Genomic DNA, 26,556 nt, shown 5'->3' on the forward strand with positions numbered 1-26,556 from the left:
GGCACCCCCGGAGCGGCGCGCGCTTTTTTTAGAAGCGCTCCAGCCGAACACGACTTCGTGGCGCAGGTCATGCCTGCGCGTGTTCGACAACCGCTCGTGAGGAAGAAACAAGCCGTGGCATCACTCGACAGCTTCCACTCCCGCCAGACCCTCACCGTCGGCGACAAATCCTACACCTACTACTCCATCCCCCATGCCGAGCAGGCCGGCCTCGCCGATGCGACGGCTTTGCCCTTCTCGATGAAGGTCATCCTGGAGAACCTCCTGCGGTTCGAGGACGACCGCTCGGTGAAGAAGGACGACATCTCCGCCACCGTCGCGTGGCTCGGCAACCTCGGCAAGGTCGAGACCGAGATCGCCTTCCGTCCCTCGCGCGTGCTGATGCAGGACTTCACCGGCGTGCCCGCCGTGGTGGATCTCGCCGCGATGCGCGACGCCATGGTCGCTCTCGGCGGCGATCCCCAGAAGATCAACCCGCTGGTCCCCGTCGATCTCGTCATCGACCATTCGGTCATCGTCGACGAGTTCGGCACCCCGAAGGCCCTGGCCGACAACGTGGCGCTGGAATACGAGCGCAACGGCGAACGCTACACCTTCCTGAAATGGGGCCAGTCGGCCTTCGACAACTTCTCCGTCGTCCCGCCCGGCACCGGCATCTGCCACCAGGTGAACCTCGAGTTCCTGTCGCAGACGGTGTGGACCAAGACCGAGGACGGCACCGAGCTCGCTTATCCCGACAGCCTCGTCGGCACCGATTCGCATACCACCATGGTCAACGGCCTCGCCGTGCTCGGCTGGGGCGTGGGTGGCATCGAGGCCGAGGCCGCCATGCTCGGCCAGCCGCTCTCCATGCTGATCCCGGAAGTCGTCGGCTTCAAACTGTCGGGCAAGCTGCCCGAGGGCACCACCGCCACCGATCTCGTGCTCACCGTGACGCAGATGCTGCGCAAGAAGGGTGTGGTCGGCAAATTCGTGGAATTCTACGGCCCCGGCCTCGACGACATGGCGGTGGCCGATCGCGCCACCATCTCCAACATGGCCCCCGAATACGGCGCCACCTGCGGCTTCTTCCCCATCGACCAGAAGACCATCGACTTCCTCAAGGTGACCGGCCGCGCCGACGACCGGATCGCCCTCGTGGAGGCCTATGCCAAGGCTCAGGGCATGTGGCGCGACGCGCAGACCCCGGACCCGGTCTTCACCGATTCCCTCTCCCTCGACATGGGTGACGTGCGCCCGTCGCTGGCCGGCCCCAAGCGGCCGCAGGACCGGGTGCTGCTGGACGGCGCCAAGCCGGGCTTCGCCCAGTCCATGGAGACCGAGTTCAGACGAGCCGCCGATATCGCCAAGCGCTACCCCGTCGACGGGGCGAATTACGATATCGGCCATGGCGACGTGGTGATCGCCGCGATCACGAGCTGCACCAACACCTCGAACCCGAGCGTGATGATCGGCGCGGGGCTCCTCGCCCGAAACGCCGTCGCCAAGGGCCTGCGTTCCAAGCCCTGGGTGAAGACCTCCCTGGCGCCCGGCTCACAGGTGGTCGCCGAGTATCTGGAGAGCGCGGGCCTGCAGGCGCCCCTCGACGCGCTCGGCTTCAACCTCGTCGGCTTCGGCTGCACCACCTGCATCGGCAATTCGGGCCCGCTGCCGGCGCCGATCTCCAAGGCGATCAACGACAACGACGTGGTCGCGGCGGCCGTGCTCTCCGGCAACCGCAACTTCGAAGGCCGCGTGAACCCCGACGTGCGCGCCAACTACCTGGCCTCGCCGCCGCTGGTGGTCGCCTACGCGCTCGCCGGCTCGATGCAGATCGACATCACCACCGAGCCGCTGGGCATTGGCTCCGATGGCCAGCCGGTCTATCTCGCCGACATCTGGCCCTCCACGGCGGAGGTCGCCGAGTTCATCGAGGCCAACATCACTTCCACCCTGTTCAAGTCGCGCTACGCCGACGTGTTCAGCGGCGACCATTACTGGAAGGCCGTCGAGGTCACCGAGGCCGAGACCTTCAAGTGGGATTCGACCTCCACCTACGTGCAGAACCCACCCTATTTCGAGGGCATGACCAAGACGCCGGCGCCGATCACCGACATCGTCGATGCCCGCATCCTCGGCCTGTTCCAGGATTCCATCACCACCGACCATATCTCTCCGGCAGGCAACATCCGCGCGGCCTCGCCGGCCGGCGCCTACCTGCAGGAGCATCAGGTCCGGGTGCAGGACTTCAACCAGTACGGCACCCGCCGCGGCAACCATCAGGTCATGATGCGGGGCACCTTCGCCAACATCCGCATCAAGAACCAGATGGTCCGGGACGAGAACGGCAATGTGGTCGAGGGCGGCTGGACCCTGTTCCAGCCCTCCGGCGAGCGGATGTACATCTACGACGCCGCCCAAAAATACGCCGAATCCGGCACGCCGCTCGTCGTCTTCGCCGGCAAGGAATACGGCACCGGCTCGTCGCGCGATTGGGCGGCCAAGGGCACCAAGCTCCTCGGCGTCCGCGCCGTGGTGGCGGAGAGCTTCGAGCGCATCCACCGCTCGAACCTCGTGGGCATGGGCATCGTGCCGCTGGTGTTCCAGGGCGAAACGTCCTGGGCGTCGCTCGGCCTCAAGGGTGACGAGACCGTCAGCCTTCTCGGCCTCTCGGGCGACATCAAGCCGCGCCAGACCATGATCGCCGAGATCACCTCCGCCGACGGCACCAAGACAGAGGTGCCGCTCACCTGCCGGATCGATACGCTGGACGAGCTGGAATATTTCCGCAACGGCGGAATCCTGCCCTACGTCCTGCGCTCGCTGGCGGCGTAAGCCTACGATGCGAGGAAGGCCCTCCCCGGTCAGGGGAGGGCCTTTCGGCCCAGAAATTCCACCGGAATCTGAGCCGACTTTGCAATCCCTCGAAACACCGTCCGATGGCGGTCGTTTCGGGCGTCCTATGGCGGTTGCGGGCGGCTCGAATTACGGTCCGCGCGAGCCTATGGATGCGGCCTGCGCCGCGTCCCCATCGGTGAACTCCCGCCACAATAGCACCAGGGCCGCCATCACCGCCGGGCCGAGGAAAAGCCCGAGCAGACCGAACGTCTCGACCCCGCCGAGGATGCCGAGCAGCACCCAGAGGAAGGGCAGGCGGGTGGTGCCGCCGATCAGGACCGGCCTCACGAAATGGTCGGCGACGAAGGTGACGACGAAGCCTGCCACCACCACCACCGCCGCCGGGATCACAGCACCGCCGGCGAGCAGGATCAGCGCGGCAATGCCGAAGACCAGCGGCGCTCCGAAGGGGATCATCGCCGCCACAGCCGTCAGCGCGCCGAGCAGGACCGGATGCGGCACGCCCGCAAAATAGTAAACGATTCCAAGGAGAACGCCCTCGCCGAGGCCGACTAGGACCAGCCCATCGACGGTGCCGTGGACGGAAGCCACCATCTGGCGCGCCACCCGCTCACCGCGCGGGCCGAACAGGCGGGCGCTCGCCGTCAGCGACTGCCTGATGACAGTTCGCCCGTCGCGGAACAGGAAGAACAGCGTCAGCAGGGTGAAGCCGAATAGCACAACCCGGCGAACGACTTGAGCCCCGAGGCTCTTGGTCAGGCCGATCGTGGTCGAGTTGTCGAGCTTGTGCAGGATCTCGGACCCGGCGGACGGGTGGCTGAGAGTCTCGCTCCACCATGCGCTCGCTTTGGCCGCACCGTAGGGAAGGTGGGACAGGAATTCCGGTACGGGAATACCGCTCCGCTCGGCCGACTTGGCCCAGGCCATCGCGTCATGGGCCTCCCGCGTCGCCTGTACCCCGAGGATCACCAGGGGCGCGAGGAAGATCAGCGCTACCGCAAGGGTGAACAGGCTCGGCAGCAGGATGTTGTGGCCACCGGGCGGCCAGCGCCGTTCCGCCTTCGCATAGAGCGGCCAGAGCGCGATGGCGAAGATCACCGCCCAGGCCAGCGCCGGAAGGAACGGGTGGAGCACCCACAGGCCGAGGGCGGACAGCGCCAGGACCAGGGCGATGCGCGCGCCTCCTTGGGCGCGGCTGCGATGGTCCGTCGGCAGCTCCGCCGCATCGACGGATGTAGGTCGTTCCATTCTCGTCACCTCTGCCGCCTCCTGGCATGCCTCACGCTCGATGGTTTCGCGCAGGAAGTAGAGCACAGGTCCACGCCGAACGGGCGCGTGTCCGCATGTAGGTCAAGGCATCGACGGGTGGAATGGTCCGGGGCGCCCCGCAGGCGCACGAAGGCGCGAGCCCGAGCCGAGTATCTGTCAAGGTTGCCCGGCACCACCCCCTCGTGTAAGGGACCGCCTTCGATCGGAAGCGGCGCGACGCCGCTTCGGGGGCGTGCTGCGCGACCCGGGGGGCGCCGGGCTCACGCGCCAGCCTCGGACCGGCCACGCCCGCCATGGGATCCGACACCGGATCCGCCACGGCGCGCCATAGAGAAGAAAACGGCGAGAACGCATGTCTGACCAGCCGACCACCGCTACGTTCGACCGCGTCGCGGACATCATCGCCGACACCGCCGACATCCCGCGCGACACCATCTCGCCCGAGAGTCACGCCATCGAGGATCTCGGCATCGATTCGCTCGCCTTCCTCGACATCGCCTTCGCGGTGGACAAAGCCTTCGGCATCAAGCTGCCGCTGGAGCGTTGGACCCAGGAGGTCAACGAGGGAAAGGTGCCGGCCGAGGAGTATTTCGTGCTGAAGAACCTCTGCGCCCGCATCGACGCGCTGGTGGCCGAGAAGGCCGCCAAGGCCTGAAGGGCGAGCCCGGCCGGGCCGAGCCCTTAAGAGTCCAGCGGAGCCTCTAGTCCCCAGCGGAGCCTTTGACGCCATGCGCCTCGAATATTTCGAGATGATCGACACGGTGACGAGTCTCGACAAGGCCGCCGGCCGGATCGAGGCGCTAGCTCACGTGCCGATGGAAAGCCCGGTCTTCGAGGGTCACTTTCCCGGTCATCCCCTGGTGCCCGGGGTACTCCTCACGGAGACCATGGCCCAGGCCTCGGGATACCTGCTCCTCGCCCATCTCGACTTCGTGCAGATGCCGTTCCTGATGGCGGTCGATAAGGCGAGGTTCCGCTCCTTCGTCGGCCCTGGGGCGACACTCGTCGTGCAGGCGAGTCTGGAGCATGACGGCTCTGGCTACGCGGTGACCAAGGCTTCCATCCGCCACGAGGGCAAACCTCTGGCCGATGCAGAGTTGCGCTTCCGAACCATGCCGTTTCCCGCAGGGCTCGATGCTCCCATGCGCGAACGCGCGGAGCGGATCGGCCTGATGGATCGCGCGGTTGCGGCAGGGGCTCCCCCCGGGGGAGCGGTTCCGGCATGAGCAAGACCAGCATGGACCGGCGCGACGTGGTCGTCACCGGCATCGGCCTCGTCTCGTGTGCCGGAGAGGGAATCGCCGCCCACCTCGAAGCCTTCGCAGCGGGCAGACCAAAGGCTACGGATACGGAGCGCTTTGCGCCCTATCCCGTCCATCCGGCCCCGCCACTCTTGCTCGATGGACAGATCCCCAAGAAATCCGACCAGCGGCAGATGGAGGCGTGGCAGCGCCTGGGCGTCTACGCGGCCGGGCTTGCCCTCGACTCGGCTGGGGTGAAACAGGACGCGGCCTTCAAGGCAGCGATGCATCTCGTCGTCGCCTGCGGCGGCGGCGAGCGTGATACCGCGGTGGACGGTGCGATCCTGACCGGCCTGCGCGACGCGGCCGACCCGGGCGCCTATCTCAACGAGCACCTGCAGAACGACCTGCGCCCGACCCTCTTTCTGGCCCAACTCTCGAACCTGCTCGCCGGCAACATCGCCATCGTCCATGGCGTCACGGGCGCCTCACGCACGTTCATGGGCGAGGAGGCTTCGGGCGTCGACGCCTTGCGCAATGCCCAGAGCCGCATCGCTTCGGGCCAGATCGACACGATGCTGGTGGGCGGTTCCTACAGCGCGGAACGTCCCGACGTTCTCGTCGTCCACGAGATGGGCGGATACCTGCGGAAGGGCGATTACCGGCCGGTTTTCGAGCGCGAGGGTGAAGGCGAGGCCGGCTTCATTTTGGGAAGTACCGCCGCCTTCCTCATGCTGGAAGCCGCCGAGACCGCAGCGGCGCGCGAGGCGACGATCTTCGCCCGCCTTCTCCCAGTGGAAAGCGATCGCCCCCGGCGCGAGGCCGGCAGCGTAGGGCGTAGCCTCTCCACCTTGTGGGGCGAGGCCGCTTCCAAGCCGGATCTGGTGATCTCGGGTGCCACCGGCGTCAAGGAGATCACCGCCGAGGAGCGTGCTGCCCTCGACGTACTCGTACCCGGAACCCCCGTCACAGCCCTCGGGGACCTGACCGGCCATTCGCTCGAAATTACGGCGCCGCTGGGGGCAGCGCTCGCCGCAGCACTCATCTCGGAAGGAAGGGCGCGCGAGATCACGATCACCACCGTCGGCCATCGCCGTGGTGAAGGCGTGATCCGGTTAAGCGCGCTGTCGTGACCGGCAGGGATGTGGCTGTCAGCGAACGGAAATTCCGCTAAGACCGGTGCAACCGTGATCGATCGGCCCGAATGTTCGGGGCGGGGCATCTTCAAGGCCGTTCGGTCGGAACGATAGCAAGACGGCACGATGACGAATTCCTCTCCCCCCGATTCACGGAAATTCCGGGACAGCCATGGCCGGCCGCTGGTCGCCGTGACAGGCCTCGGCATCGTCACGTCCCTGGGGCAGGGACAGGTCGACAATTGGGCCGCGCTCACCGCCGGCCGGTCCGGCATCCACAGCATCGCCCGTTTTCCTACAGACGGCCTGCGCACCCGCATCGCCGGCACGGTAGATTTCCTCGACACCGACCCGCTCGTGGCGCCCGCCCTGTCGCAGCGCTTCGCCGAAGAGGCGGCCGAGGAGGCGATCACCCAATCCGGCATCGGGACGAAGGGCAATTTCCCCGGCGCGCTGTTCATCGCCGTACCGCCGGTGGAAATGGAATGGCCGCAGCGCCAGTCGCTGGCACAGGCGTCCGGCCAGAACGGCGACATTACCTATTCCGACCTCCAGCGGGCGGCATCGAGCGGACGGTTCGACGCCTGGCACGATCTCTTCATCTTCGCTACCGTGGCCGACAACATCGCCGATCGGTTCGGCACCAAAGGATCGCCGATCTCGCTGTCCACCGCCTGCTCATCCGGCGCCACGGCAATCCAGCTCGGCGTCGAGGCGATCCGGCGGGGCGAAATGCAGGCGGCCCTGTGTATCGGCACCGACGGTTCGGTGAACCCGGAATCACTGATCCGATTCTCGCTGCTCTCCGCTCTTTCGACCCAGAATGATCCGCCGGAGGGGGCCTCGAAGCCGTTCTCCAAGAACCGCGACGGCTTCGTCATGGGGGAGGGGGCCGCCGCTCTGGTCCTCGAGAATGCCGAGGCAGCGCGTGCGCGCGGCGCGACGATCCTCGGTTACGTTCTTGGCTGCGGCGAGAAGGGTGACGGCTTTCACCGTACCCGGTCGAGCCCGGACGGGGCGCCCGGCATCGCCGCCATCCGCGCAGCCCTACACGATGCTGGCACCGAGCCGGATTCGATCGACACGATCAACGCCCACGGCACGTCGACGCCGGAAAATGATAAGATGGAGGCGTTGGGCTGCGCCGCCGTATTCGGTGACCGGATACGCTCCCTGCCGATCTCATCGAACAAGTCGATGATCGGTCATACGCTGACCGCCGCCGGGGCTATCGAGGCGGTGATCTCACTCCTTACCGTCGCCCGTGGCCGCATCCCACCGACGATCAACTACATGGTGCCGGACCCGGCCCTCTCCCTTGACGTGGTGACGAGCGCACGCGACGCGCGCGTCAGCCGTGTTCTGTCCAATTCCTTCGGATTCGGCGGGCAGAATACCTGCCTCGTCCTCGGGGACGAGCCGGCATGACGAACGAAGTGTCCCGCCGCGTCCTCGTCACGGGCGGCGCCTCCGGCCTCGGATCGGCCATCGTACGCGCGCTGGTCACCTCCGGCTACGACGTCGCTTTCACCTATCGGTCATCGGGCGAGGCGGCGGAGCGACTTGTCGCCGAACTCGTTCAGACTCACCCCGAACGGGCGATCACCGCCCACCCTCTCGACCTCGCCGATCGCGATGCTCTAGAGGCTTTCTGCGAGGCCCAGGAGGGGGAAGCGTTCTACGGGCTGGTCCACAATGCAGGCCAATCTTACGACGTGCTGGCTGCGATGATGGCGCAGGACAAAGCCGAGGCGGCGATGCAGGTGAACTTCTGGTCGCTGACCCGCATGGCGAAAGCGCTGGTGCGCGGCATGATCCGCGGACGCTCCGGCCGCATCGTCGCTATCGGTTCGGTGGCGGCCCTCCAGGCCAATCCGGGTAATGCCGCTTATGCGGCGACCAAGGGTGCGCTGATCTCCTATTGCCGGACGCTGGCGATCGAATCTGCCAAGCGTGGGGTAACCGTCAACGTCATCGCGCCGGGCTTCATCGACACTGACATGATGGCTCCATATGTTGCGCACCGCACCGGCATGGAGAAGCAGATTCCGTCCGGACGCTTCGCCAAGCCGGAGGAAGTGGCGGCGCTGGTAGCCTTCCTCATGGGAGATGGCGCCGCCTACATCACTGGCGCCGTTCTACCGGTCGATGGTGGGCTGACAGCGATGATGGGCGTCCATCGGACTTGAGGGGGACGATCCATTGCGCCTTCGCCTCATCTTCGCGCTGGTTCTGACAGCAACTCCGGCAATCGCCGAAACCGGCGCTTTCCGCGTCGATGGTCTTCCGCGCGGCGACGCGTTGAGTATCCGCGAGACCCCGGATGCCTCCACGCCCGTACTGGGCCAAGCGCCAGAAGGCGCGCGCCTGCGCGGCTTCGGCTGCACCAACGAGACGCCGAGCGGCCTCACTTGGTGTCGGGTCAAGGCCGGTCCGATCCTCGGCTGGGCGCGGCGACGCTACCTCGCGCCGGATTGAGCCGAGCCGACTTTCAGTCGATAAGGCGCCCTACCCATTCCGTTCCCTCATCCTGAGGTGCCGGAGCATTGTGGAGGCCTCGAAGGAGGACTCCAGACGGCACGCGGGCCCCGTAGCCCTCCCTCTACACCCGCCCACGCGGGCACCTCAGGATGAGGTGGTACGAAGGAGGTTCGGAGCCCGAAGCGCCCGACGAGAGACAAGCCCGATGCAAGCCCTCCAACTCTTCGGTGACCGCGACCTGCGCCTCAGCGAGGTCGATCCGCCGGCAGCTCCCGGCGGGGGCGAGGTTCAGATCCGCGTGCGCGCGGTGGGCTTGAACTTCATCGACGTCTGGGGCTTTCGCGGCATGGCCTTCGCCAAGCGCAAGATGCCGCTCACGGTAGGGGCCGAAGCCTCGGGCGAGATCGTCTGCGTTGGCGAGGGCGTCACGGATCTGCGTGAGGGCGACCGCGTGGTGATGTACGGCGCGCAGACGTGTGGTCGCTGCAAGGCCTGCCGGGAAGGTCGAGACAACCTGTGCGAGGACGTCTCCGGCGTTATGGGCTTCCATATCGACGGGTTCGCGCGCGAGCGTGTCACCATGCCGGCACGTCTCGTAGTGAAGGTACCCGATGGGGTGAGCTTCACCGATGCAGCCTGTGCTCCGATCGCCTTCGGCACCGTCCAGCACATGCTGTTCGACAATGCCAAGCTGGAGCTTGGCGAAAGCATCCTCGTTCATGCCGGTGGCTCGGGCATCGGTACCGCCGCGATCAAGATGGCCAAAGCCATTGGCTGCACTGTGTTTACGACGGTGGGGGACGACAAGAAGGGCGAGATGGCCAAGGCGCTGGGCGCCGATCACGTCATCAACTACCGCGACGAGCGCTTCGAAGGCGAGGTCCGCCGCCTGACCAAGCGAAAGGGTGTAGACGTAGTGTTCGAGCATGTCGGCCCGGATACCTGGAACGGCTCGCTCCTCTGCCTCAAGCGCGGCGGCCGCCTCGTCACCTGTGGTTCCACCTCCGGTGTCTCTACGACCATGAACCTCATGCAGCTGTTCCAGCAACAGTACCGCATTACCGGGTCCTTCGGCTGCTCTATGGCCAACATCCGCCAATCCCTGGCGAAAATGGCCGAGGGGATCACGCCGGTAGTGGATACCGTGCTGCCACTCGCGGACTTTTCACAGGGGCTGGAACGCCTGGAATCGCGCAAGGTGTTCGGGAAAATCCTCGTGGCGATCGACTGATATGTCGCCTGGGCGGCGAGACTCGCATTCACCTCAGGCTGCCCCTTACCCGGAAAATGTTCTACACGAGCGCGATAGCCACTCCCGGATAGTCTCGTGCTGCGTCTTGCCCTCGTCCTGAACCGCCATCTGCCCCGGATGGCGGGGATCGCCATGATTCCGTTGGTCCGCTGCCTCTTCTGGCTGGCGCGATTGCTGGGGACCGAGCGGGCGAGCCGGACCGGCGGGGCGATTGCACGGAGAGTAGGTCCGTTCCTACCCGCGAACCGCATCGCATTGACGAACCTGCGTGCCGCCTATCCCGAGAAAGATGAGGCCGCGATCAGGGCGCTCGCACGCCAAGCCTGGGACAATCTAGGCCGGACGGGAGCGGAATACGCACATCTTGTAACCCTATTCGATATCGACCCCACCGATCCAGCAAGTCAGCGCATGTCCGTTGCCGGCGCGGAGCATTTCGAGGCTTTGCGCGACGACGGCAAGCCGGGGCTGATCTTCGCCGCACACCTCGCCAACTGGGAATTGCCAGCGATCTGCGCCGCTCGCTACGGCCTCGAGGCTACGGCGATTTTCCGGCCGCCCAACGATATAGCCTCGGCTCGCCTCGTCGCCGAGGTGCGCCGAGAGACCATGGGTGGCCTGGCGGCGGCGGGGCAGGGCGCCGTATTTTCCATGCAGGGCGTCGTGGAACGCGGCGGTCATCTCGGCCAGCTCATCGATCAGCATTTCACCCGTGGCGTAGTCGTGGAGTTCTTTGGTCGACCCGTTCTGGTGAATCCGCTGCTCGCCAAGCTCGCCAAGCATTACGAATGCCCCGTCCACGGAGTCCGCGTGGTGCGCAAGGACAATGCGCGCTTCCATCTCGAACTCACGCCTCCCCTCGACCTACCCCGCGATGCCAAGGGTGAAATCGATGTGCAGGGTGCAATGCAGGCGATGACACGCGTGGTTGAGGAATGGATTCGGGAAAATCCGGGTCAATGGCTGTGGATGCATAGGCGGTGGCGGCCTAACATGCTGCCCAAACCCAAGGTTGCTCCAGTTAAGCAGCCTGATCCATCCACGGCCCATCGAGGCAACGTGACTTCCGTTTCCGGTTGAGGCGCTGTCACATAGGGATATGGTCCAATCCGCTTTACGGCTACGCCGCTCCGCGCTGAACCCTCTCACACTGACACTTCTCCTTTCGTGCATGACTGGCCCGGCACACGCCGAGCCGCCTCGCGCGGTGATCGAGCTCTTCACCAGCCAAGGTTGCGGCGCCTGCCAGCAGGCCTCGCGGATGATGGGGGATTACGCCCAGCAGGCCGACATCATCGCCCTGACCCTTCCGGTCACCTACTGGGACTATCTTGGCTGGAAGGACGAACTCGCGATCCCAGCCTTCACCGAACGCCAGCGCGCCTATGCTCTGAGCCATGGCGAGCGCCAGCTTTTCACACCGCAGGCCATCGTCAACGGCGAGCCATCCCCGGTCAGGTCGGACCAGGCCTTCCTCGACCGAAGCCTCCGCACGGCGCGACAGTCGGGGGGCCTTATGGTGCCTGTGAAGGCAACGGACCAGGGGGACCGTATCACCATCGATATCGGCGCCGGACGGGGAAGCGGCGAGGTCTGGCTACTCCCGATCCTGCGCAGGTACAGGACGACAGTCGGGCACGGTGAGAACAAGGGACAGGTGGTCGATTACGTGAACGTGGTGCGCGGGATGCACAAGGTCGGAGCCTGGATGGGCCAGGCCGCGCATTTCGAGCTCCCGCGTAGCCTCGCTCGTTCAGGTCATGCCGACAGCTACGTGGTCATGCTCCAGAGTGGGACGCTGGCCCATCCCGCCCGCATTCTCGGCGCGACGAAGGGGCCAGGTTTCTGAGCCTTGGCCCGCTTACTGCCTTCGCCGCTTCAGTCCACCCATTCCCCAGCGCGCATAACCGGCACGGCGCGCCCTTCGGCGGTGAGGCCATCGACGTCGATCTCGGCCGAGCCAATCATCCAGTCGATATGGATCAGGCTGCGGTTCGCACCCCGTGCCGCGAGATCGTCCTCACTGAAGCCTTCACCGCCGTCGCGGAAGCATTTGCTGTAAGCCTGCCCCAGGGCGATGTGGCTCGCCGCATTCTCGTCGTACAGGGTATTGTAAAACAGCAGTCCAGAAGCGGAGATAGCAGACGAAGCCGGCACCAGGGCGACCTCACCGAGACGGCGAGCCCCCTCATCCGTGTCGAGGACGCGCGCGAGGACATCGCCCCCTGTGCGAGCCGTCGCCTCGACGATGCGCCCATCTTCGAACCTTACCCGGATGCCGTCGATCAGCGTACCCTGGTAGGATAAGGGCTTGGTGCTTGCCACGTGGCCGTCCACCCGCGACTTGTGAGGCGTGGTGAACACCTCCTCGGTGGGAATATTGGCGTTGCACAGGATCCCGCTGCGCGAAACAGAGGCCCCACCGCACCACTCGTGATCGTCGGCAAGGCCGACGGTGAGGTCGGTGTCCGGTCCCTGAAACCGCAAGGCAGCGAAGCGATGCTCGTTGAGAATCTTAGTGCGGGCGTGGAGAGCCTCGTTATGCGCCTTCCACTCGCCCACCGGGTCGGTACCGTCAACGCGAGACGCCGCAAAGATCGCGTTCCACAGGCGTGAGAGGGCTTCGTCCTCGGCGCAATCCGGGAAAACGGTCCGTGCCCAGGGGCGGGTCGCCGCTGAAACGATCGTCCAATTCGTGGCGAAATTCGCGATGAGTTCGAGAGCCGGCACATAGGCCTTCGAGCGCGAGCGATTGGCGCGGGCGACTTTCTGGGCGTCCTGTCCAGCCAGCAACGACGGATCATCCCCGGCGATCGCAAGCCTTGCGGCTCCGTTCCGGAACGCGTCGGCCATACCGCTGTAGAGCCAGCCCGCCGCCGTATCGAACGCGTCCTCAGGTGCGTGGGCGAAGCGCGCCAAGGTCGCAGCGTCGTCGGAATAGAAAGTAGTCACCAGGGACGCGCCGGCCTTGTAAGCCTCGGTGGTGATCGCACGGGCGAGAGGCGCAGCTTCGAGCGGCGCCGTCATCACCAATTCCTGGCCGTTCTGGAGTCCGAGCCCAATGCGGACCGCCACCTCGGCGAGGCGGCTAATCCGCTCGTCGAAGGAGAGGGCGGTCGTGTCAGCCCCAGTGCTCGTCGTCATCACCAATCTCCTCAGCTCCATCCCGCATATGCCACGGGGCGGGCGTTCAGCAAGATCGGGATTCGTGATGCTGATTCAAGCGCGGGACCCGCAGCGAGATGGTCAAGCAGCGCGCGACCAAGTGATTTCGCCGAGATTCTCGCGGAAGGCGAAACGCATGAGATGGTCGGCCACCACGTTTTCCAGCCGCGTCAGACCAGCTGGATCAGGAGTCGCGACACGCATCAACAAAGCATCGGCCTCTGCCTGGAACGTGCAAACACGATCTTCGCCGAACGGGACCGTACCGGCCGCGTCCGTCGCTTCCACGGGGAATTTATGGCTCCAATGGCGGCAGAGCTGCTTCAGGTAGCGGCTTGCCTCGGCAGTGGGAACTCGCGCCTGCGAGATCGGCATCGTCTTGTCTCCTTCGGTCCCTGAAATCCATGGACGCAGCTGGTGCATCGTTGTCGCTGGGCTGCAGACCTTCATTGAGGGTGCGATCCGCCTCTTACTGAAGGGGTCAGGACCGTTAACGTCCCCATAAGACGCTGCAGCGCACCCATGGAGCACTCTCAACGCAATAACGCTTTAGATCAGGACTTGAAGCCGTTTCATGGCGCATCGCGAGATCGATTGTGATCTTTTTTTGTGCGACGCACAATGGGGCATGTGAACAACGCCGTGAGTGTCTGGATGGCTTATGCGGAGAAGGCACACGTTCCCGGCGCTTACTCCTTCGGAAGCGCCGGGGGAGGGTTCGCTGACAACGCGATCACCTTCCCGGGGTTCAGCAAATCTCGCGGATCGAGGGCGCACTTGAGCCGGCGCATCAGGTCCAGGCCGACCGGATCGGCGTAGAGGCCCAGTTCGTCTCGCTTGATTAGGCCGATGCCATGTTCGGCGGCGATGGACCCGCCCATCCGATGCACGATGTCGTGAACGATCCTGTTGAAGCGTCCCCATTCCTTGAGGAACGTAGCCTTGTCCATGCCGAGAGGCTGGCTAAGGTTGAAGTGGATGTTGCCGTCGCCGAAATGCCCGAAGGCGCAGACACGCAGGCCAGGCATTTCAGCCTCGCATACCGCGATCGCCGTATCGAGGAAATCGGCGAGACGCGATAGCGGCACCGAGACGTCGTGCTTGATCGAGCCGCCTTCGAGCGACTGAACGTCAGACAAGTTTTCTCGGAGCGCCCATAGGCTCGCGTTCTGCGTCTCACTCGACCCGATGACCGCGTTTTCCACGAGACCACGATCGATAGCTGCGGCAAGCGCCGTCTCGATGGCATCCGAGGCCTCTGCCCCAGCGTGCGTCGTAGACATTTCGATGAGCGCGTAGCCCGCATGATCCCCGGGAAGGGGACGTGGAAAAGCGGGTCTGTGTTTCAGTACGATTTCGAGTCCGAAGCGCGGAATGTACTCGAATGCCGTGAGGTTATGGCCAGCGGTCCGTTTAAGCGTGTCGAACAAGGCCAGAGCGGAATGCGGCGACGAAAGACCCGCAAAGCCGACTGCCCGCGACGAAGGCTTGGGATAGAGCTTCAGCACCGCCGCTGTGATGATTCCAAGGGTCCCTTCTGATCCAACGAACAGGTGTTTCAGGTCGTAGCCCGCATTGTCTTTGCGCAGCGCGCTCAACCCGTTCCAGACCCGGCCGTCTGCCAGCACCACTTCGAGGCCGAGCACGAGATCGCGCATGTTGCCATAGGCAAGGACGCCGGTTCCGCCGGCATTGGTGGCGAGGTTGCCGCCGATCGTGCACGAGCCCTCCGAGGGCAGTGACAGGGGGAACAGCATCCCCTGCTCGTCGGCCGCCGCCTGAGCCTCGGCGAGCAGGACGCCCGCCTCGACGGTGATACTGGCGCTCAACGGGTCGATGGCGCGGATGTGCGAGAGGCGACCAAGCGACAGGACGATCCCGCCATGCGGCACTCCGCCTCCCACCAACCCGGTATTACCACCCTGAGCAACGATGGCGATTCCAGCGGCGGCGCAGGCCGCAACAACGAACGCGACGTCGCCGGTATCGGCCGGCCGAACGACGGCGAGCGCGCTGCCGTGAAAGAGGCCGCGCCATTCCAGGAGATGGGGTGCAATCTCTGCGGGGGCCGTGAGGACGTGCTTCTCCCCCAAACGCTCAGTGAGACGGAAGAGAAGATCGGCGGGAGCAGTCACGGGCAGCTCTGGGTGGGAGATCGAGGGGTAACACGAGGTGGGGAGGCCGGACCGTCACGATGGCGGCTGCGAACTCACCTCCTATGATAAGGTTCGTGACCCGTCTTTGCAGGGCACGGAGCCGTGCCGCAACTGATCAGCGCAAACCCGGAGGAGGCGCCCAACCGATGCTGTCCGTGATCCCGAACCCACCCCGTACCGCCCTGCCCATTGCTGGCAGCGAGGACTTTTTCCCTGTGCGCCGCGTCTATTGCGTGGGACGCAACTACGCCGCCCATGCCCGCGAAATGGGGAAGGATCCCGAGCGCGAGCCGCCGTTCTTCTTCATGAAACCGGCGGACGCGCTTCAGATCGTCCCGGGCCCGGATGCAGTAGACCATCCCTATCCGCCCCGCACCGCCAATTACCATTTCGAGGTGGAACTCGTAGCAGCCCTCGGACGCGGCGGGCAGGACATCCCCACGGCCGATGCCCTCGATCATGTCTACGCCTACGCCGTCGGGCTCGACATGACCCGACGCGACGTTCAGGACGAAGCCAAGCGCCTTTCCCGCCCGTGGGACCTCGCCAAATCGGCCGATGCCTCGGCACCCATCGGACCACTCCACCCGGTCGAAGGTCGCAGGCATCCGATGCGCGGCGCAATCACACTCTCGGTGGACGACAATCCCCGCCAAGCCGGCGACCTATCGGAGATGATTTGGTCCGTAGCCGACCAGATCGCGCTCCTTTCCACCTATTTCGAGCTCCATCCCGGTGACCTGATCTTCACCGGTACGCCTTCAGGCGTCGGTGCGGTCGAGCGCGGACAAGTGATGGAGGCGGCCATCGAAGGCTTCGGTGCCATCCGCCTCAACGTCGTATGATTGGCTCCCTCCTCAACCGTCCGCTGATCCAACGGTTATTCCAGTTCGGCGCCCTCGTGTCCCGTGGGATGACCCTCGGCGTGCGGGGCGTCGCCCTCGACGCTCGGGGCCGCGTCTGCCTCGTGCGCCATACTTATGTTGAGGGATGGCACCTGCCCGGGGGTGGCATCGAGATTGGCGAGAATGCCGTCGACGCCATGGTTCGAGAGTTTCGGGAGGAGGCCGAGATCGTCGTGGAGGCGGCAGACACCTTGCGCCTGCATGGCTTCTTCCGCAGCACCGCCGCAGCGGGCCGCGACCACATCGCTGTCTACGTCGCCCCCACCTTCACACTCCTCGGACCGAAGGCGCCAGACCGGGAAATCGCGCAGAGCGACTTCTTCGCGCTCGACGCCTTGCCCAAAGACACGACGCGGGCCACCCACAGCCGCCTCGACGAGATCGTCCATGGACTCTCCCCAACGGCCACGTGGTGAGAACGCGAGAAAGTTGCCCGCCGGCAAAAGAACCAAAAAACAGCTCTTGCCACGCCCGTCGGAATGTTGTTTAGAGACGCCGTCCGGGGCCGCCGGCGGGTCTTCTCCTCAAGCGGCACGGCATAGTGAGCGGGTGTAGCTCAGGGGTAGAGCACAACCTTGCCAAGGTTGGGGTCGAGGGTTCGAATCCCTTCGCCCGCTCCAATTCATCCAACCATCAGAACATACGCGATAGGCCGCCTTCGGGCGGCCTTCGTCGTATCTGGGGCTCGCATTCCGTCTTTTGATGGACGGTCATGACGAGTTCTCAAGCATACACATTTCTGGTCATCCGATGGCCGCCAGCGGACCTTCTCGATGAACCAATACGCCCTCTGCATGTTGAGTCACCGACAGCAAGGGATAAAACGGATGACATCGACCTGGATGACCCTCGAGGAACTCGCTCTCAACCGCCAGATCACGGTGGATGAGGCGCTCCGCATTGTGAACGAGACCCATTGCCCCAAGGTGTTCCGTGCGACGGCAACCCTGTATCTGGTCTGAGGGCCAAGCGGGCGTGCTAGAGATTCAGTAGCGGTAGTTGTTTTCTACCTCCGTCGGGTTCCGACCCGCTAACTTAGTGCCCGACGGAATGCGAGGCGCTAAAATCATTCCAAATTGCCATTCTAACGGCATTCGCAGCCTGTGCTGCCTTCGCTTCGGCAACCCATGCTGCGCCCGTGTTACTTGGCAAGGTGCAGCTCGCTTCGTCGAGCAGAGTTGAACAAGTTCAGTACGCTTACGATAACAGCGCCCGTTATCTGCGCCGCACGACAATTCGCCAGGAAATTCATCGTGAGCGTCCTTAGGATGCCCGTCTCTGGGCTTGGCGCTGCAGCTACTGAATATCATACCGGCACTATTTTTTAATTTAGCGGAATGGAAATAGCCCAGCGCCATCATCTGGCACTGGGCTATTTTTACGTCAAGAACTAGCTAGTACCAGCACTGGTACGGGATTAGCTGCGAGTAGCGGTTTGTATCGAGGCGATAGCAGATCCGGTATTTTCGACCCGACCGTGCGGGGTCACACCGGTATTCGGCAGGATCGGTATTGTGTTGGGCTGCAACCCACACTGCCCTTGCACCGGAGAAGAACGGCCGGCTGGTGGCGTTTCCACCCTCTCCCACCTTGGCCGGGACAACCAGCCGTTGGGACAGCCCAACTCAATAAAACCGTTACTTCGCGCGCACGAGAAACCGGTTTGTCACCGCCGCTTGAAAGCGCTGAACGGTGATACCGTCACAGCGCCTGTCCGCCGTTCCGACGCATGGGATCACAGATTTTCGCAGACACCTTATCGAGATGTTCGCATGCATTCTTGAGGTACCAAGCCTTCAGATCCGGCTGGGTTGGTGCGACGAACATCGCCACAAGGACGAAGCCGACGAAGCCGAGGACGACAAGCGTCAGAAGATTCCGCATCAACTCACTCCAAAAAAGAGCGTCCTCTCCTGGAAACAGGGCGCAAGCCCATAGGAGACAACGTAAAACGGCCAGCCAATCGCCTCAACGGACAATTCAGCTGGCCGATTCGGTAATAACACGGCTTGTGAAAGCCGACGCGGGAAAGGCTGTTGAGACCTGATCTTTCAACGTTGTTGACAGCGCCCTGGTTCCCAGTTGTGGATCTTATCTCTCTGCAGGTTCAAAAAGCGGTACGATCTTCATGGCCGGCACCAGCACGAGGCCTTTGTCGGTGATCCGAATCTCTGGAATGACAGACAGCGGAATCAGGTTGAACCCCATATAGGGGATCGTGCAGCCGGCCCGCTCCCAGGCTATCTTCAGCAAACGGACTTCTTCGGCGACGAGGCCGACGCGCTTGTCGGAGAGAAGCCCTGCCACAGGCAGCGGAACCATCGCGGTGACCCTCCCATCCTCGACCACGCAGACGCCCCCCTGGATCGTCGACAGCGCATCTAGAGCGACGCGCATGTCCTCTTCATTCAGCCCGGCCACGATTACGTTGTGCGAATCGTGGCCGACACTGCTCGCGACAGCGCCCTGTTTCAGACCAAAGGCGCGCAGCAATCCGTGCGCGACGTTCCCGGCCCTGCCATGGCGCTCGATTACGGTGACGAAGCACAGGTCGTTGTCCCGCAATGTCGTTACCCAATCGAGGCCGGGAGTCAGATCGTAGCGCTCGTGGGTCAACTCGATGCCGGGAAGCGTGGTGCGAATGGCGTTGACGACACAGCGGCCTTCGGGAAACGGCGGGACGAGGGCAGGAAGCGGCTGTGGCAGATGCATCGTTGCATAGGCTGGTGCAGGATATCGATAGGGTCGCGAGAGTGCCGCATCGAGGAGGGGAGTAACCGCACGGTTCTCGACCACGCACCGTCCGCCATACCATGTGGTCTGCGGGATCAGGTCGTCATCGAGGAGGACCAGATCGGCCCGACGTCCCCCGCCGAACCCACCGATCTCGCCGTCGAGCCCATACCGGGTCGCCGGATGGAGCGAGCCCATTGACCATGCCTGTTCGCGGGGGATGCCCATGCGGATTGCCTCGCGCACCACCCAGTCCAGGCCGTAGGCGAGGAGATCCTGCGCATCCCGGTCGTCGGTGCAGACGCAGACCCGCTTGGCCGAGGCTCCCAATTCGATGATCGTGCCGATAGCCTTGGGCAAACTGTGCCAGGGCGTGGTCGGCGGGCCGCCGCGTAGGTAGATCCACAAACCCGCCTCGAGCAGGTCGTCGGCAATGTCCCTGTCGATGGCTTCGTGGGTATCGGTAACCCCGCTGGCCGCGTAGGCCGCAACGAAGCCGCGGCCGTAGATATGGCCGGAGACCGGCCGCCCCCGTTGCAGAGCCGCCGCGATGATGGCATGCGCCCTTTCATCGCCCTCGGCGACGGCGACGAAATCCATCTTCTCGCCAAGGCCGATCGCCTCCGGCCACGCATCGAACAAAGCTCCGATCTTCTCGGCCGTCAGGTCGCCGCCGGCGGTTTCCAAGGTCGGCGACGTAGCCGGGACCGTGCTCGGCACCGTGAGGTAGATATTGAGCGGCGCCTCGCGGGCATCCTCCAGCATCCAGGCGATGCCGTCCGCATCGAGGACATTTCCGATCTCGTGGCTGTCGCAGACGATGGTCGTGGTGCCGTTGAGGAGCGCCGCCTCGGCATAGGCGCAGGCGGTCACCATGCTGCTCTCGATATGCAGATGTGGATCCACCAGGCCGGGCGCCAGAATACCGCCGCCCGCATCGTAATGGGGGGCACTCCCGCGATAGGCACCGGCAGGCTTTACGGCGGCGATACGTCCTCCGGCGATCCAGACTTCACTGTCCGGCCGGATCCGCTCGGAATAGGTGGAGAGGATACGCGCACCGGTGATGACGAGATCGGGCTCCGCCCGCCCCGCGGCGACGCCGGCGAGATACCGGGTCATCCGGGCCAAGGGTGCGACGGAAAAACGTGTCAGCGGCGTCGGATCGGTCATCGTCGGCTTGGCTCCTGGCATCATCGGACCGGCCGCCACGGCAGGCCGGTCTTGCCCGGCGGCGCGCACGCATCATGCCACAGGCGGGTCTACCGCGCCTGCGCGTCCAGAAAGGCGGGTTGCCAACCTGTTTCGCCGGGACCATGTAGCGCTGCGAGTTCGGTCGTGGCGTCTCCCAACGGTGACGGTCACGGCGCAGGAATGTCGGCGGGACCAGACGGTCGAACGTCGAACATTCCGCCTACCGAACCCTCGACATCACATTCCCCGATCGCATCATCGAGCATTTGTCATGGCCAAGCGTACAAAGTCGAAACCGCAGGAGCGGGGCTCAGTCCTGTTCGACGTGGTCTATGAAGACGAGTCCCGTGCCTCGAACCGTCGGGTTCCCATGGAAATCCTCGGAGGGCTCGACGGTGACGAGCCCGCCCGGCAACTGATCGAGGAGCAGGACCGCGCCATCGCCGAGAAGTCGGGCCGCCCGTCCCGCGCCATTCGAAGCCTGAGCCGGTCGCCGGCCCGCGCGATCAGCAGCGAGTCCGGCGATTGATCCTCAGGCTTTCTTGAGGAACTGTGTCTTCAGAACGAGGCCCTTCACCTTCTCGGCGTTGCACTCGATCTCTTCAGGATCTTCCGTGAGGCGGATGTTCTTGATGAGCGTCCCGCGCTTCAGGGTGGTGGAGGTGCCCTTCACCTTGAGATCCTTGACCAGCGTGACGGAATCCCCGTCGGCCAGCGTGGTGCCGTTGGCATCCTTCGTATCGGCCATGGTTCAGGCCCCGGCATCGGGCGGCATGTAGGGCTGCCCGGCATTGGTCAGCGCCCGGTCCACCGCCTCGATGGCGAGGAGGATGCGCATGAAATCCTCGGCGGCGGAGGCAGCTGCGAGTTCGCTCGAACCGATCCGCTTGGCCAAGGCGTTGCGCTGTCGCGAGAGGCTGGCGCGGGCGCGGTTGAGGTCGGCAATCTCGTCGGGCGTCATGGTAGGGTCTCTCTGCCGATCGACCGTCCAGGCGGTCTCGGGTGCGGAGCGATGCAATCTTTGGCCGCAGGATGCAATGGCGCATCCGGCGGCATCGCCGCGGATGGGGCGACGGATTCGATACAGACGGCGCCGGCCGTCTCGGGAAGCGGCCTTACAGAGCGGTCACAGCTCCGCGGACCGCCCCGAAAGCTCGGCCCGCAGGTTCCGGGCGGCCTGGGTCAGCGCCTCGTCGCGGCGGCGGCGCGGACGCGGCACGTCGATCGTCATGTCGGCCGCGACCCGGCCCGGGCTTCCTGCCAAGACCACGACACGGTCGGCCAGGGTGACGGCCTCGTCGATGTCGTGGGTGACGAACAGGATGGTCTTGCCGGTCGCGGCCTGGATGCGCTGCAACTCGTCCTGCAGGCCCTCGCGGGTGAAACTGTCGAGTGCGGAGAACGGCTCGTCCATCAGGAGCACGTCCGGGTCCACGGCGAGCGCGCGCGCGATGGCGACGCGCTGGCGTTGCCCGCCCGAGAGTTGGTGCGGCCAGCGCTGGCCGTATTCGCCGAGTCCGACGAGGTCGAGCATCTCCTGCGCCTTGGCGAGGCGCTGTGGCTTCGACAGGCCGCTGCCTTCGAGACCGAAGGCCACGTTGGCGACGACCCGGCGCCAGGGCAGCAGGCGCGCATCCTGGAACACCAGCGCCATCGGCGTGCGGCAGCCCTCGCGCGTGGCGAGGCGCACCGTTCCCCCGCTGGGGGCGGCGAGGCCGATGAGAACGCGCAGGACGGTGGATTTGCCGACGCCGGATTCGCCGACGATGACCACGAACTCGCCGCGCGCGATGGAGAGGTCCAGCTCCGACAGGATGACGTTGCGCACCCCGTCGCGCTCGTAGGCGAGGCTGAGGCCGCTGATGTCGATGATCGGGTCCATCAGGCGCGCCACCGCAGGAGCCAGCTCTGGAGGGCGACGAAGCCGGTATCGAACAGCCCGTAGAGGCCGGCCATGGTGAGCATGTAGACGACCACGATGTCGGTGGAGAGGAGGCTGGAGGCCTGCATCATGCGGGCGCCGACGCCCGGCACGCCGAAGATCTCGGCGGCCACCACCGCCATCCAGGCCTGGCCGAGGGCCGTGCGCAGGCCGACGAGGATGCCAGGGGTCGCGGCCGGCAGCAGGATCTTGGTGAGCCGCGCCAGGGGCGAGCGGAAGCCGAAAGCCTGGGCGACCTCCACGAGGTCCCGGTCGACCCCACGCACCGCGCCTTGCGTCGCGAAAAACACGATCCAGAACACGCCGATGGCGATGATGAACACGGCGGCCGAGGGCTGGACCCCGAACCAGATGATGGCGAAGGGCACCCAGGCGAGGCCGGGAATGGGCCGCAGCAGGCGCACGATCCAGGCGGTGAGCGCCTCGAAGCCCCGGAACATGCCGACCAGGATGCCGAGCGCGATGCCCGCCCCTGCGCCGACGGCGAGGCCGACGAGGTAGTGGCTCAGGCTCGACAACACCGCCTCGCCCCAGACCCCGAGACGGATCTCGTTGAGGAAGGCGGCCGGGATCGTGCTCGGCGGCGGCAGGAAGGCCGGGTTGATCAGCCCGAGCCGAGGCATCGCCTCCCAGAACAGGAGGAAGGCGACGAGTCCGAGAGCCGCGAGGGCGGGTGCGCGAAGGGCCTTCATCCGATCAGCGCGCGATCGCCTTCTCGTAGTAGCGCGAGTCGAACAGCCCATCGAGGGGCACGTCCTTCTCGAGGGCGCCGATGGAGACCTGATAGGCCTGCATCGCCTTGGTGGCGACGATGATGGCGCGCGGATCGACGGTGAACTTCGCCGCCGGGGAGGTCAGGGCCTTCTGGATCGTGGCGAGATCAACGATGCCCTTGCCGAGGGCGGCGAGTACGTGGGGCGCGGCCTTGGCCGAGTCGGATTTCAGCAGGGTGTCGGCGCGGATGAGGGAGCGCACCAGGGATTCCACGGCGCCGGGATTCCGGTCGGCATAGGCGCCGTAGACGCCCACCACCGTGCCCGGCTGGTCGGGGAACATCTCGGCTCCGTTGGCGATCAGCTTCACGCCTGGATTGCGGCCCTGGATGATGGTGAGGGCCGGCTCACGGATCGAGGCGCCGTCGACGGCTCCGGCGAGGATCGCCTGCTGCGTGGCGTCGATGCCCATGGGCACCACCTCGGCATTGGCCTTGTCGGCCTTCGCCACCTGCCACAGCCAATGCTGCAGGGTGGTGTTGGGCACCGAGCCGAGGGGCTGGGTGGCGAGGCGGGCGGTGCGGCCTTCCTTGGCCTTGAACTGCGCGAAGGCCTCGGCCTTGCTGGCGCCGTTGGCGAAGAACGGGGCGAGCTTCGGCCCGGCCACGAACACCATCTCTTCCACGGCCGTGGAGGCGACCACGCGGACGTCGATGTTCTTGGTCCGCGCCACGGCCAGCGGCGCGACCCCGGCCACGTAGACGTCGATCGTGCCCGAGGCGAGGGCCTGGATCATGTTCGGGCCGGATTCGAAGGTGGTGAAGGAGGGGGCGAGGCCCGCCTCCTTGAGCCAGCCCTCGCCGTCGGCGACGAAGATCGGCGAGGCGCCGATGACCGGGATGACGCCGATCCGCATGGGGATCGGAGCCGTCTGGGCGGAGGCGGGGGCCGCGATCAGCCAACCGGCCAGGGAGGCCAGGATCGTCGCGATGACGGGAAGGGCAGGGCGCATCGAAGGGTCCGGATTCCGGGGGAAGCAGGTCGGCTCGCGGCGAGCCGTGGCCCGGCCATGCCACAGGAGCCGCGTTCTTCAAACACCGTTGCGCGAAAGAACGGCCCGCTTTGCGAATCTAAGGACGCCCTTCCACGGCCAAGCTTGAGGGGAGAGGCTTTATTCCCCAGCCCCGGGCGTCCGGCCGGAACGGCCTTGGCTGTATTCAGTTGAGAGGCAGGACCTCGTGAAGAGCAAGGCCTCGGCCGCCCATCGAGACGGCCGACCAACGACAAGGACAGACGCCATGAGCTTTCTCGGCAGCATCGTCAGCAAGATCCTCCATCCGTTCGGCGGCGGAACCACCTCGGCGGATGCCGCACCGGCAAACGCCCCGGCCGGCTCCACCACCACCGCCCCCACGGAATCGGCGGCCGCTCCGAAGCCCGGCGAGCCGGTGGACGTGGAAGCCGTGCTGAACGGCATGGCCGCGAAGAACTCCCAGACCCTCAACTGGCGGACCTCCATCGTCGACCTGATGAAGCTCCTCGACATCGATTCGAGCCTCAGCGCCCGCAAGTCGCTCGCCGACGAGCTGCACTACACCGGCGACAAGGAAGACTCGGCCACGATGAACGTCTGGCTGCACAAGCAGGTCATCAAGAAGCTCGAAGAGAACGGCGGCAAGGTGCCGGCCGATCTGAAGGATTGATCGCAGGGGAGCGTCCCCCTCTCCCCGCGCGCGGGGAGAGGATCGCGGACACCTTGTCGTGTCCGCGATGAGCGAGAGGCGAAGCCGAAGCGGGGGTGAGGGGGCGATTCCGAAAGAGACTCGTCCGTCATCGCCCCCTCACCCTCGGCTGCCGCCTCGACGCGCCGACGACGAGGTCGTCGCGTCCCTCTCCCCGCGAGCGGGGCGAGGGGATCCAAACACCTTCACCCCCGCGCGCGACAGCGCCGGGGGCATGGCCCAGAAGAAGCCCCAAAAGGGGGACGCGGGACGCCGCGGAACCCATTGAGCGCTATAATAAGTTTGCCGGTCCCCCGGCGTCCCGTCAGGCTCCGGCGTTCCCGCCGGGGCCTGTTTTGTCGTCGCGGTGTCTCCAGCGGTCCTCGCGTTGCGTCGCGCCTGAGGTGGTCGTGTTGCATCCCAGCCCGGCTGTTCGAACGGACTTTGCCCCGCACGCCCTCTCGTATTGGAGGGGCCGCAAACCTCGTCATGGCAGCCCAGAACGGGGTCGGTGCCGGGGCATTTAACTCCCGACCTACCGCGCCCCCATCCGAGCCCCCAGACTATCGAGCCGCCGCCCGGGGCGATGGTGACCGACACCACCGACGCAGGCACCGCCCCGCCGCCCCTTTCGGCCCACCCGGTCGGTCACCGGACAGGCCCCCCTTCGCTGGGCGGCAGGTGTGGGGATATAGGCATGAAATAGGAATTTTGTCAAGATTTTTTCTTCCTCCGCCTGGCTCTTGAGCCTTGAGTTTCAACCTCTCGCACGCTATGTTTGTTCCCTGTTTGTTCCGTCTGGTCCCAGTAGGAAGTCAGATGGTTTCTGTGGATGAACAGCGAGCAAGCTGTGCAAGGCTTCGCACATAATTTAAAATGCTTGCGCAGAATGCGCGGCGGAGCTTGAGTGGAGAGCTTTCTGGAAGCGAAAGTTAGGGCCGCCAAATGTTGAAATATGTCGGCACTCCGCTATTCGATTCGCGAGCTCAAACACTCGTGAACACCGTCAACTGTGTTGGCGTTATGGGAAAAGGTATCGCCGCCGAGTTTAAGAGGCGATACCCAAGCATGTTCGCTGATTATAAAAAAATTTGCGATAAAAAATTACTTGAACCTGGCAAGTTATGGCTTTGGCAGGGGCCAGATCAATGGGTCTTAAATTTTCCGACTAAGAACCATTGGCGGAAACCATCAAGCCTTGAATGGATTGCACTTGGACTGGAAAAATTTGCGTCTCAGTACGAGCGAAAGGGCATCCACGAGATTTCTTTCCCCAGGCTGGGCTGCGGCAATGGGGGACTCGATTGGGAAGACGTCCGCCCCCTTATGGAAAAGTACCTACATCGACTTCCAATAACAGTATTTATACACGACCACAGTATCGATAATGGGCAACCAGAACATCTGGAGGGCGTTGTTGCGCCCACAAGCGTTCGAACATTTGATGGTTTTTTTCAATGTCTCAGAAACACAATAGAAATACCCGATGCAGATTTGTTTTCATCTAGAGAACCTCAAAATTTCAAGGCGCATTTCAACTCGGACAGAAGTTTGTTTATAGATGCAAAAGACTCCAAAACCGAAGTATCTCAGGATGATCTTCATGGAATTTGGATCGGTTTGCTTAATGGGCTTGTAACACGAGATATGCTGACTTGGTCTGCGGGCTCTTGTGCCGACGAGTTAATGGATATTCTGAAACGCATACCAGGGGTCCAACCCGTGCAAGTGCAGAACAAGGAAGCATCTAACGCTCAGCCTGCCCTCCTATTCCGCCTAGAGCATACGAAAACGGTGGCTGCGTAATTGA

The 26,556-nt window shown here is 64.6% G+C and carries 27 protein-coding genes and 1 tRNA gene; 17 read left to right on the forward strand and 11 right to left on the reverse strand.

Annotation, left to right across the window (positions count from 1 at the left end; translation table 11 throughout):
* Window positions 1-114 precede the first annotated feature (114 nt).
* Complete coding sequence (acnA, locus tag ACYQR9_RS13740; protein WP_311275443.1) at window positions 115-2,814, forward strand: aconitate hydratase AcnA; 2,700 nt, start codon at window positions 115-117, stop codon at window positions 2,812-2,814.
* Between the two features lie 150 nt (window positions 2,815-2,964).
* Here acnA and ACYQR9_RS13745 read toward each other — a convergent pair whose 3' ends face one another.
* On the reverse strand, window positions 2,965-4,086 hold the full coding sequence (locus ACYQR9_RS13745; protein WP_461226687.1) for an AI-2E family transporter: 1,122 nt from the start codon (window positions 4,084-4,086) through the stop codon (window positions 2,965-2,967).
* Between the two features lie 373 nt (window positions 4,087-4,459).
* Between ACYQR9_RS13745 and ACYQR9_RS13750 the strand changes: the two genes are divergently transcribed.
* From ACYQR9_RS13750 to ACYQR9_RS13790, 9 genes are all read left to right on the forward strand, one after another.
* Window positions 4,460-4,762 (forward strand): acyl carrier protein, encoded by a 303-nt coding sequence (locus tag ACYQR9_RS13750; RefSeq protein ID WP_018044158.1) that lies wholly within the window; start codon window positions 4,460-4,462, stop codon window positions 4,760-4,762.
* A 73-nt stretch (window positions 4,763-4,835) separates the two neighbouring features.
* Entirely contained in the window at window positions 4,836-5,333 is a 498-nt protein-coding gene (locus ACYQR9_RS13755) for a 3-hydroxyacyl-ACP dehydratase FabZ family protein (RefSeq protein ID WP_207413765.1), read from the forward strand.
* Window positions 5,330-6,481: a beta-ketoacyl-ACP synthase gene (locus tag ACYQR9_RS13760; protein ID WP_461226689.1), complete on the forward strand. Its 1,152-nt coding sequence runs from the start codon at window positions 5,330-5,332 to the stop codon at window positions 6,479-6,481. The genes ACYQR9_RS13755 and ACYQR9_RS13760 overlap by 4 nt, the downstream gene beginning before the upstream one ends.
* Window positions 6,482-6,610: 129 nt before the next feature.
* Window positions 6,611-7,912 carry a beta-ketoacyl-ACP synthase gene (locus tag ACYQR9_RS13765; RefSeq protein WP_461226691.1) on the forward strand — a complete coding sequence of 434 codons (1,302 nt, stop codon included), beginning with the start codon at window positions 6,611-6,613 and terminating at the stop codon, window positions 7,910-7,912.
* Window positions 7,909-8,673, forward strand: coding sequence for an SDR family NAD(P)-dependent oxidoreductase (locus ACYQR9_RS13770; RefSeq protein ID WP_207413771.1), 765 nt, complete (start codon window positions 7,909-7,911; stop codon window positions 8,671-8,673). Before ACYQR9_RS13765 ends, ACYQR9_RS13770 begins: the two co-directional genes overlap by 4 nt.
* 13 nt (window positions 8,674-8,686) lie before the next feature.
* Entirely contained in the window at window positions 8,687-8,962 is a 276-nt protein-coding gene (locus tag ACYQR9_RS13775; protein WP_461226693.1) for an SH3 domain-containing protein, read from the forward strand.
* A 208-nt stretch (window positions 8,963-9,170) separates the two neighbouring features.
* Window positions 9,171-10,196 (forward strand): zinc-binding dehydrogenase, encoded by a 1,026-nt coding sequence (locus ACYQR9_RS13780; protein WP_461226695.1) that lies wholly within the window; start codon window positions 9,171-9,173, stop codon window positions 10,194-10,196.
* A gap of 96 nt (window positions 10,197-10,292) precedes the next feature.
* Window positions 10,293-11,297, forward strand: a complete 1,005-nt coding sequence (locus ACYQR9_RS13785) for a lipid A biosynthesis lauroyl acyltransferase (RefSeq protein WP_461226697.1) — start codon at window positions 10,293-10,295, stop codon at window positions 11,295-11,297.
* Between the two features lie 127 nt (window positions 11,298-11,424).
* On the forward strand, window positions 11,425-12,066 hold the full coding sequence (locus ACYQR9_RS13790; RefSeq protein ID WP_461226699.1) for a DUF1223 domain-containing protein: 642 nt from the start codon (window positions 11,425-11,427) through the stop codon (window positions 12,064-12,066).
* Window positions 12,067-12,095: 29 nt separating this feature from the next.
* On the opposite strand, the gene ACYQR9_RS13795 is transcribed toward ACYQR9_RS13790, so the two are convergent.
* The 3 genes from ACYQR9_RS13795 to ACYQR9_RS13805 all read right to left on the reverse strand — a co-directional run bounded on the left by ACYQR9_RS13795 (window position 12,096) and on the right by ACYQR9_RS13805 (window position 15,517).
* Complete coding sequence (locus tag ACYQR9_RS13795; RefSeq protein ID WP_461226701.1) at window positions 12,096-13,361, reverse strand: aminopeptidase; 1,266 nt, start codon at window positions 13,359-13,361, stop codon at window positions 12,096-12,098.
* A gap of 102 nt (window positions 13,362-13,463) precedes the next feature.
* On the reverse strand, window positions 13,464-13,757 hold the full coding sequence (locus ACYQR9_RS13800) for a DUF2218 domain-containing protein (protein ID WP_056427510.1): 294 nt from the start codon (window positions 13,755-13,757) through the stop codon (window positions 13,464-13,466).
* A 314-nt stretch (window positions 13,758-14,071) separates the two neighbouring features.
* Window positions 14,072-15,517, reverse strand: coding sequence for an FAD-binding oxidoreductase (locus ACYQR9_RS13805; RefSeq protein WP_461226703.1), 1,446 nt, complete (start codon window positions 15,515-15,517; stop codon window positions 14,072-14,074).
* Between the two features lie 167 nt (window positions 15,518-15,684).
* On the opposite strand from ACYQR9_RS13805, the gene ACYQR9_RS13810 reads away from it, so the two are divergent.
* From ACYQR9_RS13810 to ACYQR9_RS13825, 4 genes are all read left to right on the forward strand, one after another.
* Window positions 15,685-16,383 (forward strand): fumarylacetoacetate hydrolase family protein, encoded by a 699-nt coding sequence (locus ACYQR9_RS13810; RefSeq protein ID WP_461226705.1) that lies wholly within the window; start codon window positions 15,685-15,687, stop codon window positions 16,381-16,383.
* Window positions 16,380-16,859 carry an NUDIX domain-containing protein gene (locus ACYQR9_RS13815; protein WP_461226706.1) on the forward strand — a complete coding sequence of 160 codons (480 nt, stop codon included), beginning with the start codon at window positions 16,380-16,382 and terminating at the stop codon, window positions 16,857-16,859. Before ACYQR9_RS13810 ends, ACYQR9_RS13815 begins: the two co-directional genes overlap by 4 nt.
* A gap of 129 nt (window positions 16,860-16,988) precedes the next feature.
* Window positions 16,989-17,063 (forward strand) — tRNA-Gly (locus tag ACYQR9_RS13820).
* A gap of 207 nt (window positions 17,064-17,270) precedes the next feature.
* The gene (locus ACYQR9_RS13825; protein WP_419952870.1) at window positions 17,271-17,405 is read left to right on the forward strand and encodes a hypothetical protein; all 135 of its coding nucleotides are present in this window, start codon (window positions 17,271-17,273) and stop codon (window positions 17,403-17,405) included.
* Window positions 17,406-18,144: 739 nt separating this feature from the next.
* Here the strand turns inward: ACYQR9_RS13825 and ACYQR9_RS13830 are convergent.
* Together ACYQR9_RS13830 and ACYQR9_RS13835 are read right to left on the reverse strand one after the other, a co-directional pair.
* Window positions 18,145-18,327, reverse strand: coding sequence for a hypothetical protein (locus ACYQR9_RS13830; protein ID WP_461226708.1), 183 nt, complete (start codon window positions 18,325-18,327; stop codon window positions 18,145-18,147).
* A 207-nt stretch (window positions 18,328-18,534) separates the two neighbouring features.
* A complete protein-coding gene (locus ACYQR9_RS13835; protein WP_461226710.1) occupies window positions 18,535-20,349 on the reverse strand; it encodes an adenine deaminase in 1,815 nt (604 codons plus the stop codon).
* Window positions 20,350-20,641: 292 nt separating this feature from the next.
* Between ACYQR9_RS13835 and ACYQR9_RS13840 the strand changes: the two genes are divergently transcribed.
* Window positions 20,642-20,899 (forward strand): hypothetical protein, encoded by a 258-nt coding sequence (locus tag ACYQR9_RS13840; RefSeq protein ID WP_056427528.1) that lies wholly within the window; start codon window positions 20,642-20,644, stop codon window positions 20,897-20,899.
* Window positions 20,900-20,902: 3 nt separating this feature from the next.
* Here the strand turns inward: ACYQR9_RS13840 and ACYQR9_RS13845 are convergent, their stop codons facing one another.
* The 5 genes from ACYQR9_RS13845 to ACYQR9_RS13865 form a co-directional block, all read right to left on the reverse strand.
* Window positions 20,903-21,118 carry an alkylphosphonate utilization protein gene (locus ACYQR9_RS13845; protein ID WP_461226712.1) on the reverse strand — a complete coding sequence of 72 codons (216 nt, stop codon included), beginning with the start codon at window positions 21,116-21,118 and terminating at the stop codon, window positions 20,903-20,905.
* A gap of 3 nt (window positions 21,119-21,121) precedes the next feature.
* Window positions 21,122-21,331: a hypothetical protein gene (locus ACYQR9_RS13850; protein ID WP_056427534.1), complete on the reverse strand. Its 210-nt coding sequence runs from the start codon at window positions 21,329-21,331 to the stop codon at window positions 21,122-21,124.
* A gap of 165 nt (window positions 21,332-21,496) precedes the next feature.
* Entirely contained in the window at window positions 21,497-22,252 is a 756-nt protein-coding gene (locus ACYQR9_RS13855) for an ABC transporter ATP-binding protein (protein ID WP_461226714.1), read from the reverse strand.
* Complete coding sequence (locus tag ACYQR9_RS13860) at window positions 22,252-23,004, reverse strand: ABC transporter permease (protein WP_207413789.1); 753 nt, start codon at window positions 23,002-23,004, stop codon at window positions 22,252-22,254. The genes ACYQR9_RS13855 and ACYQR9_RS13860 overlap by 1 nt, the downstream gene beginning before the upstream one ends.
* Before the next feature lie 4 nt (window positions 23,005-23,008).
* Window positions 23,009-24,037 (reverse strand): ABC transporter substrate-binding protein, encoded by a 1,029-nt coding sequence (locus tag ACYQR9_RS13865; RefSeq protein WP_311275451.1) that lies wholly within the window; start codon window positions 24,035-24,037, stop codon window positions 23,009-23,011.
* 286 nt (window positions 24,038-24,323) lie between these two features.
* Here ACYQR9_RS13865 and ACYQR9_RS13870 point away from each other — a divergent pair, with 286 nt between their 5' ends.
* Both ACYQR9_RS13870 and ACYQR9_RS13875 read left to right on the forward strand, forming a co-directional pair.
* Window positions 24,324-24,728 (forward strand): DUF3597 domain-containing protein, encoded by a 405-nt coding sequence (locus ACYQR9_RS13870; protein WP_207413793.1) that lies wholly within the window; start codon window positions 24,324-24,326, stop codon window positions 24,726-24,728.
* Between the two features lie 1,014 nt (window positions 24,729-25,742).
* Complete coding sequence (locus tag ACYQR9_RS13875) at window positions 25,743-26,552, forward strand: macro domain-containing protein (RefSeq protein ID WP_461226717.1); 810 nt, start codon at window positions 25,743-25,745, stop codon at window positions 26,550-26,552.
* Window positions 26,553-26,556: the final 4 nt, after the last annotated feature.

This window comes from Methylobacterium sp. CM6241 (assembly GCF_054817845.1).

What these genes read in the sequence shown, in the direction of transcription:
- ACYQR9_RS13745 (WP_461226687.1), bottom strand. Translation starts at nt 4,086, where the DNA reads ATGGAACGACCTACATCCGTCGATGCGGCGGAGCTGCCGACGGACCAT.
- ACYQR9_RS13750 (WP_018044158.1), top strand. Translation starts at nt 4,460, where the DNA reads ATGTCTGACCAGCCGACCACCGCTACGTTCGACCGCGTCGCGGACATC.
- ACYQR9_RS13755 (WP_207413765.1), top strand. Translation starts at nt 4,836, where the DNA reads ATGCGCCTCGAATATTTCGAGATGATCGACACGGTGACGAGTCTCGAC.
- ACYQR9_RS13760 (WP_461226689.1), top strand. Translation starts at nt 5,330, where the DNA reads ATGAGCAAGACCAGCATGGACCGGCGCGACGTGGTCGTCACCGGCATC.
- ACYQR9_RS13765 (WP_461226691.1), top strand. Translation starts at nt 6,611, where the DNA reads ATGACGAATTCCTCTCCCCCCGATTCACGGAAATTCCGGGACAGCCAT.
- ACYQR9_RS13770 (WP_207413771.1), top strand. Translation starts at nt 7,909, where the DNA reads ATGACGAACGAAGTGTCCCGCCGCGTCCTCGTCACGGGCGGCGCCTCC.
- ACYQR9_RS13780 (WP_461226695.1), top strand. Translation starts at nt 9,171, where the DNA reads ATGCAAGCCCTCCAACTCTTCGGTGACCGCGACCTGCGCCTCAGCGAG.
- ACYQR9_RS13795 (WP_461226701.1), bottom strand. Translation starts at nt 13,361, where the DNA reads ATGACGACGAGCACTGGGGCTGACACGACCGCCCTCTCCTTCGACGAG.
- ACYQR9_RS13800 (WP_056427510.1), bottom strand. Translation starts at nt 13,757, where the DNA reads ATGCCGATCTCGCAGGCGCGAGTTCCCACTGCCGAGGCAAGCCGCTAC.
- ACYQR9_RS13810 (WP_461226705.1), top strand. Translation starts at nt 15,685, where the DNA reads ATGCTGTCCGTGATCCCGAACCCACCCCGTACCGCCCTGCCCATTGCT.
- ACYQR9_RS13815 (WP_461226706.1), top strand. Translation starts at nt 16,380, where the DNA reads ATGATTGGCTCCCTCCTCAACCGTCCGCTGATCCAACGGTTATTCCAG.
- ACYQR9_RS13825 (WP_419952870.1), top strand. Translation starts at nt 17,271, where the DNA reads ATGACATCGACCTGGATGACCCTCGAGGAACTCGCTCTCAACCGCCAG.
- ACYQR9_RS13830 (WP_461226708.1), bottom strand. Translation starts at nt 18,327, where the DNA reads ATGCGGAATCTTCTGACGCTTGTCGTCCTCGGCTTCGTCGGCTTCGTC.
- ACYQR9_RS13835 (WP_461226710.1), bottom strand. Translation starts at nt 20,349, where the DNA reads ATGACCGATCCGACGCCGCTGACACGTTTTTCCGTCGCACCCTTGGCC.
- ACYQR9_RS13840 (WP_056427528.1), top strand. Translation starts at nt 20,642, where the DNA reads ATGGCCAAGCGTACAAAGTCGAAACCGCAGGAGCGGGGCTCAGTCCTG.
- ACYQR9_RS13845 (WP_461226712.1), bottom strand. Translation starts at nt 21,118, where the DNA reads ATGGCCGATACGAAGGATGCCAACGGCACCACGCTGGCCGACGGGGAT.
- ACYQR9_RS13850 (WP_056427534.1), bottom strand. Translation starts at nt 21,331, where the DNA reads ATGACGCCCGACGAGATTGCCGACCTCAACCGCGCCCGCGCCAGCCTC.
- ACYQR9_RS13855 (WP_461226714.1), bottom strand. Translation starts at nt 22,252, where the DNA reads ATGGACCCGATCATCGACATCAGCGGCCTCAGCCTCGCCTACGAGCGC.
- ACYQR9_RS13860 (WP_207413789.1), bottom strand. Translation starts at nt 23,004, where the DNA reads ATGAAGGCCCTTCGCGCACCCGCCCTCGCGGCTCTCGGACTCGTCGCC.
- ACYQR9_RS13865 (WP_311275451.1), bottom strand. Translation starts at nt 24,037, where the DNA reads ATGCGCCCTGCCCTTCCCGTCATCGCGACGATCCTGGCCTCCCTGGCC.
- ACYQR9_RS13870 (WP_207413793.1), top strand. Translation starts at nt 24,324, where the DNA reads ATGAGCTTTCTCGGCAGCATCGTCAGCAAGATCCTCCATCCGTTCGGC.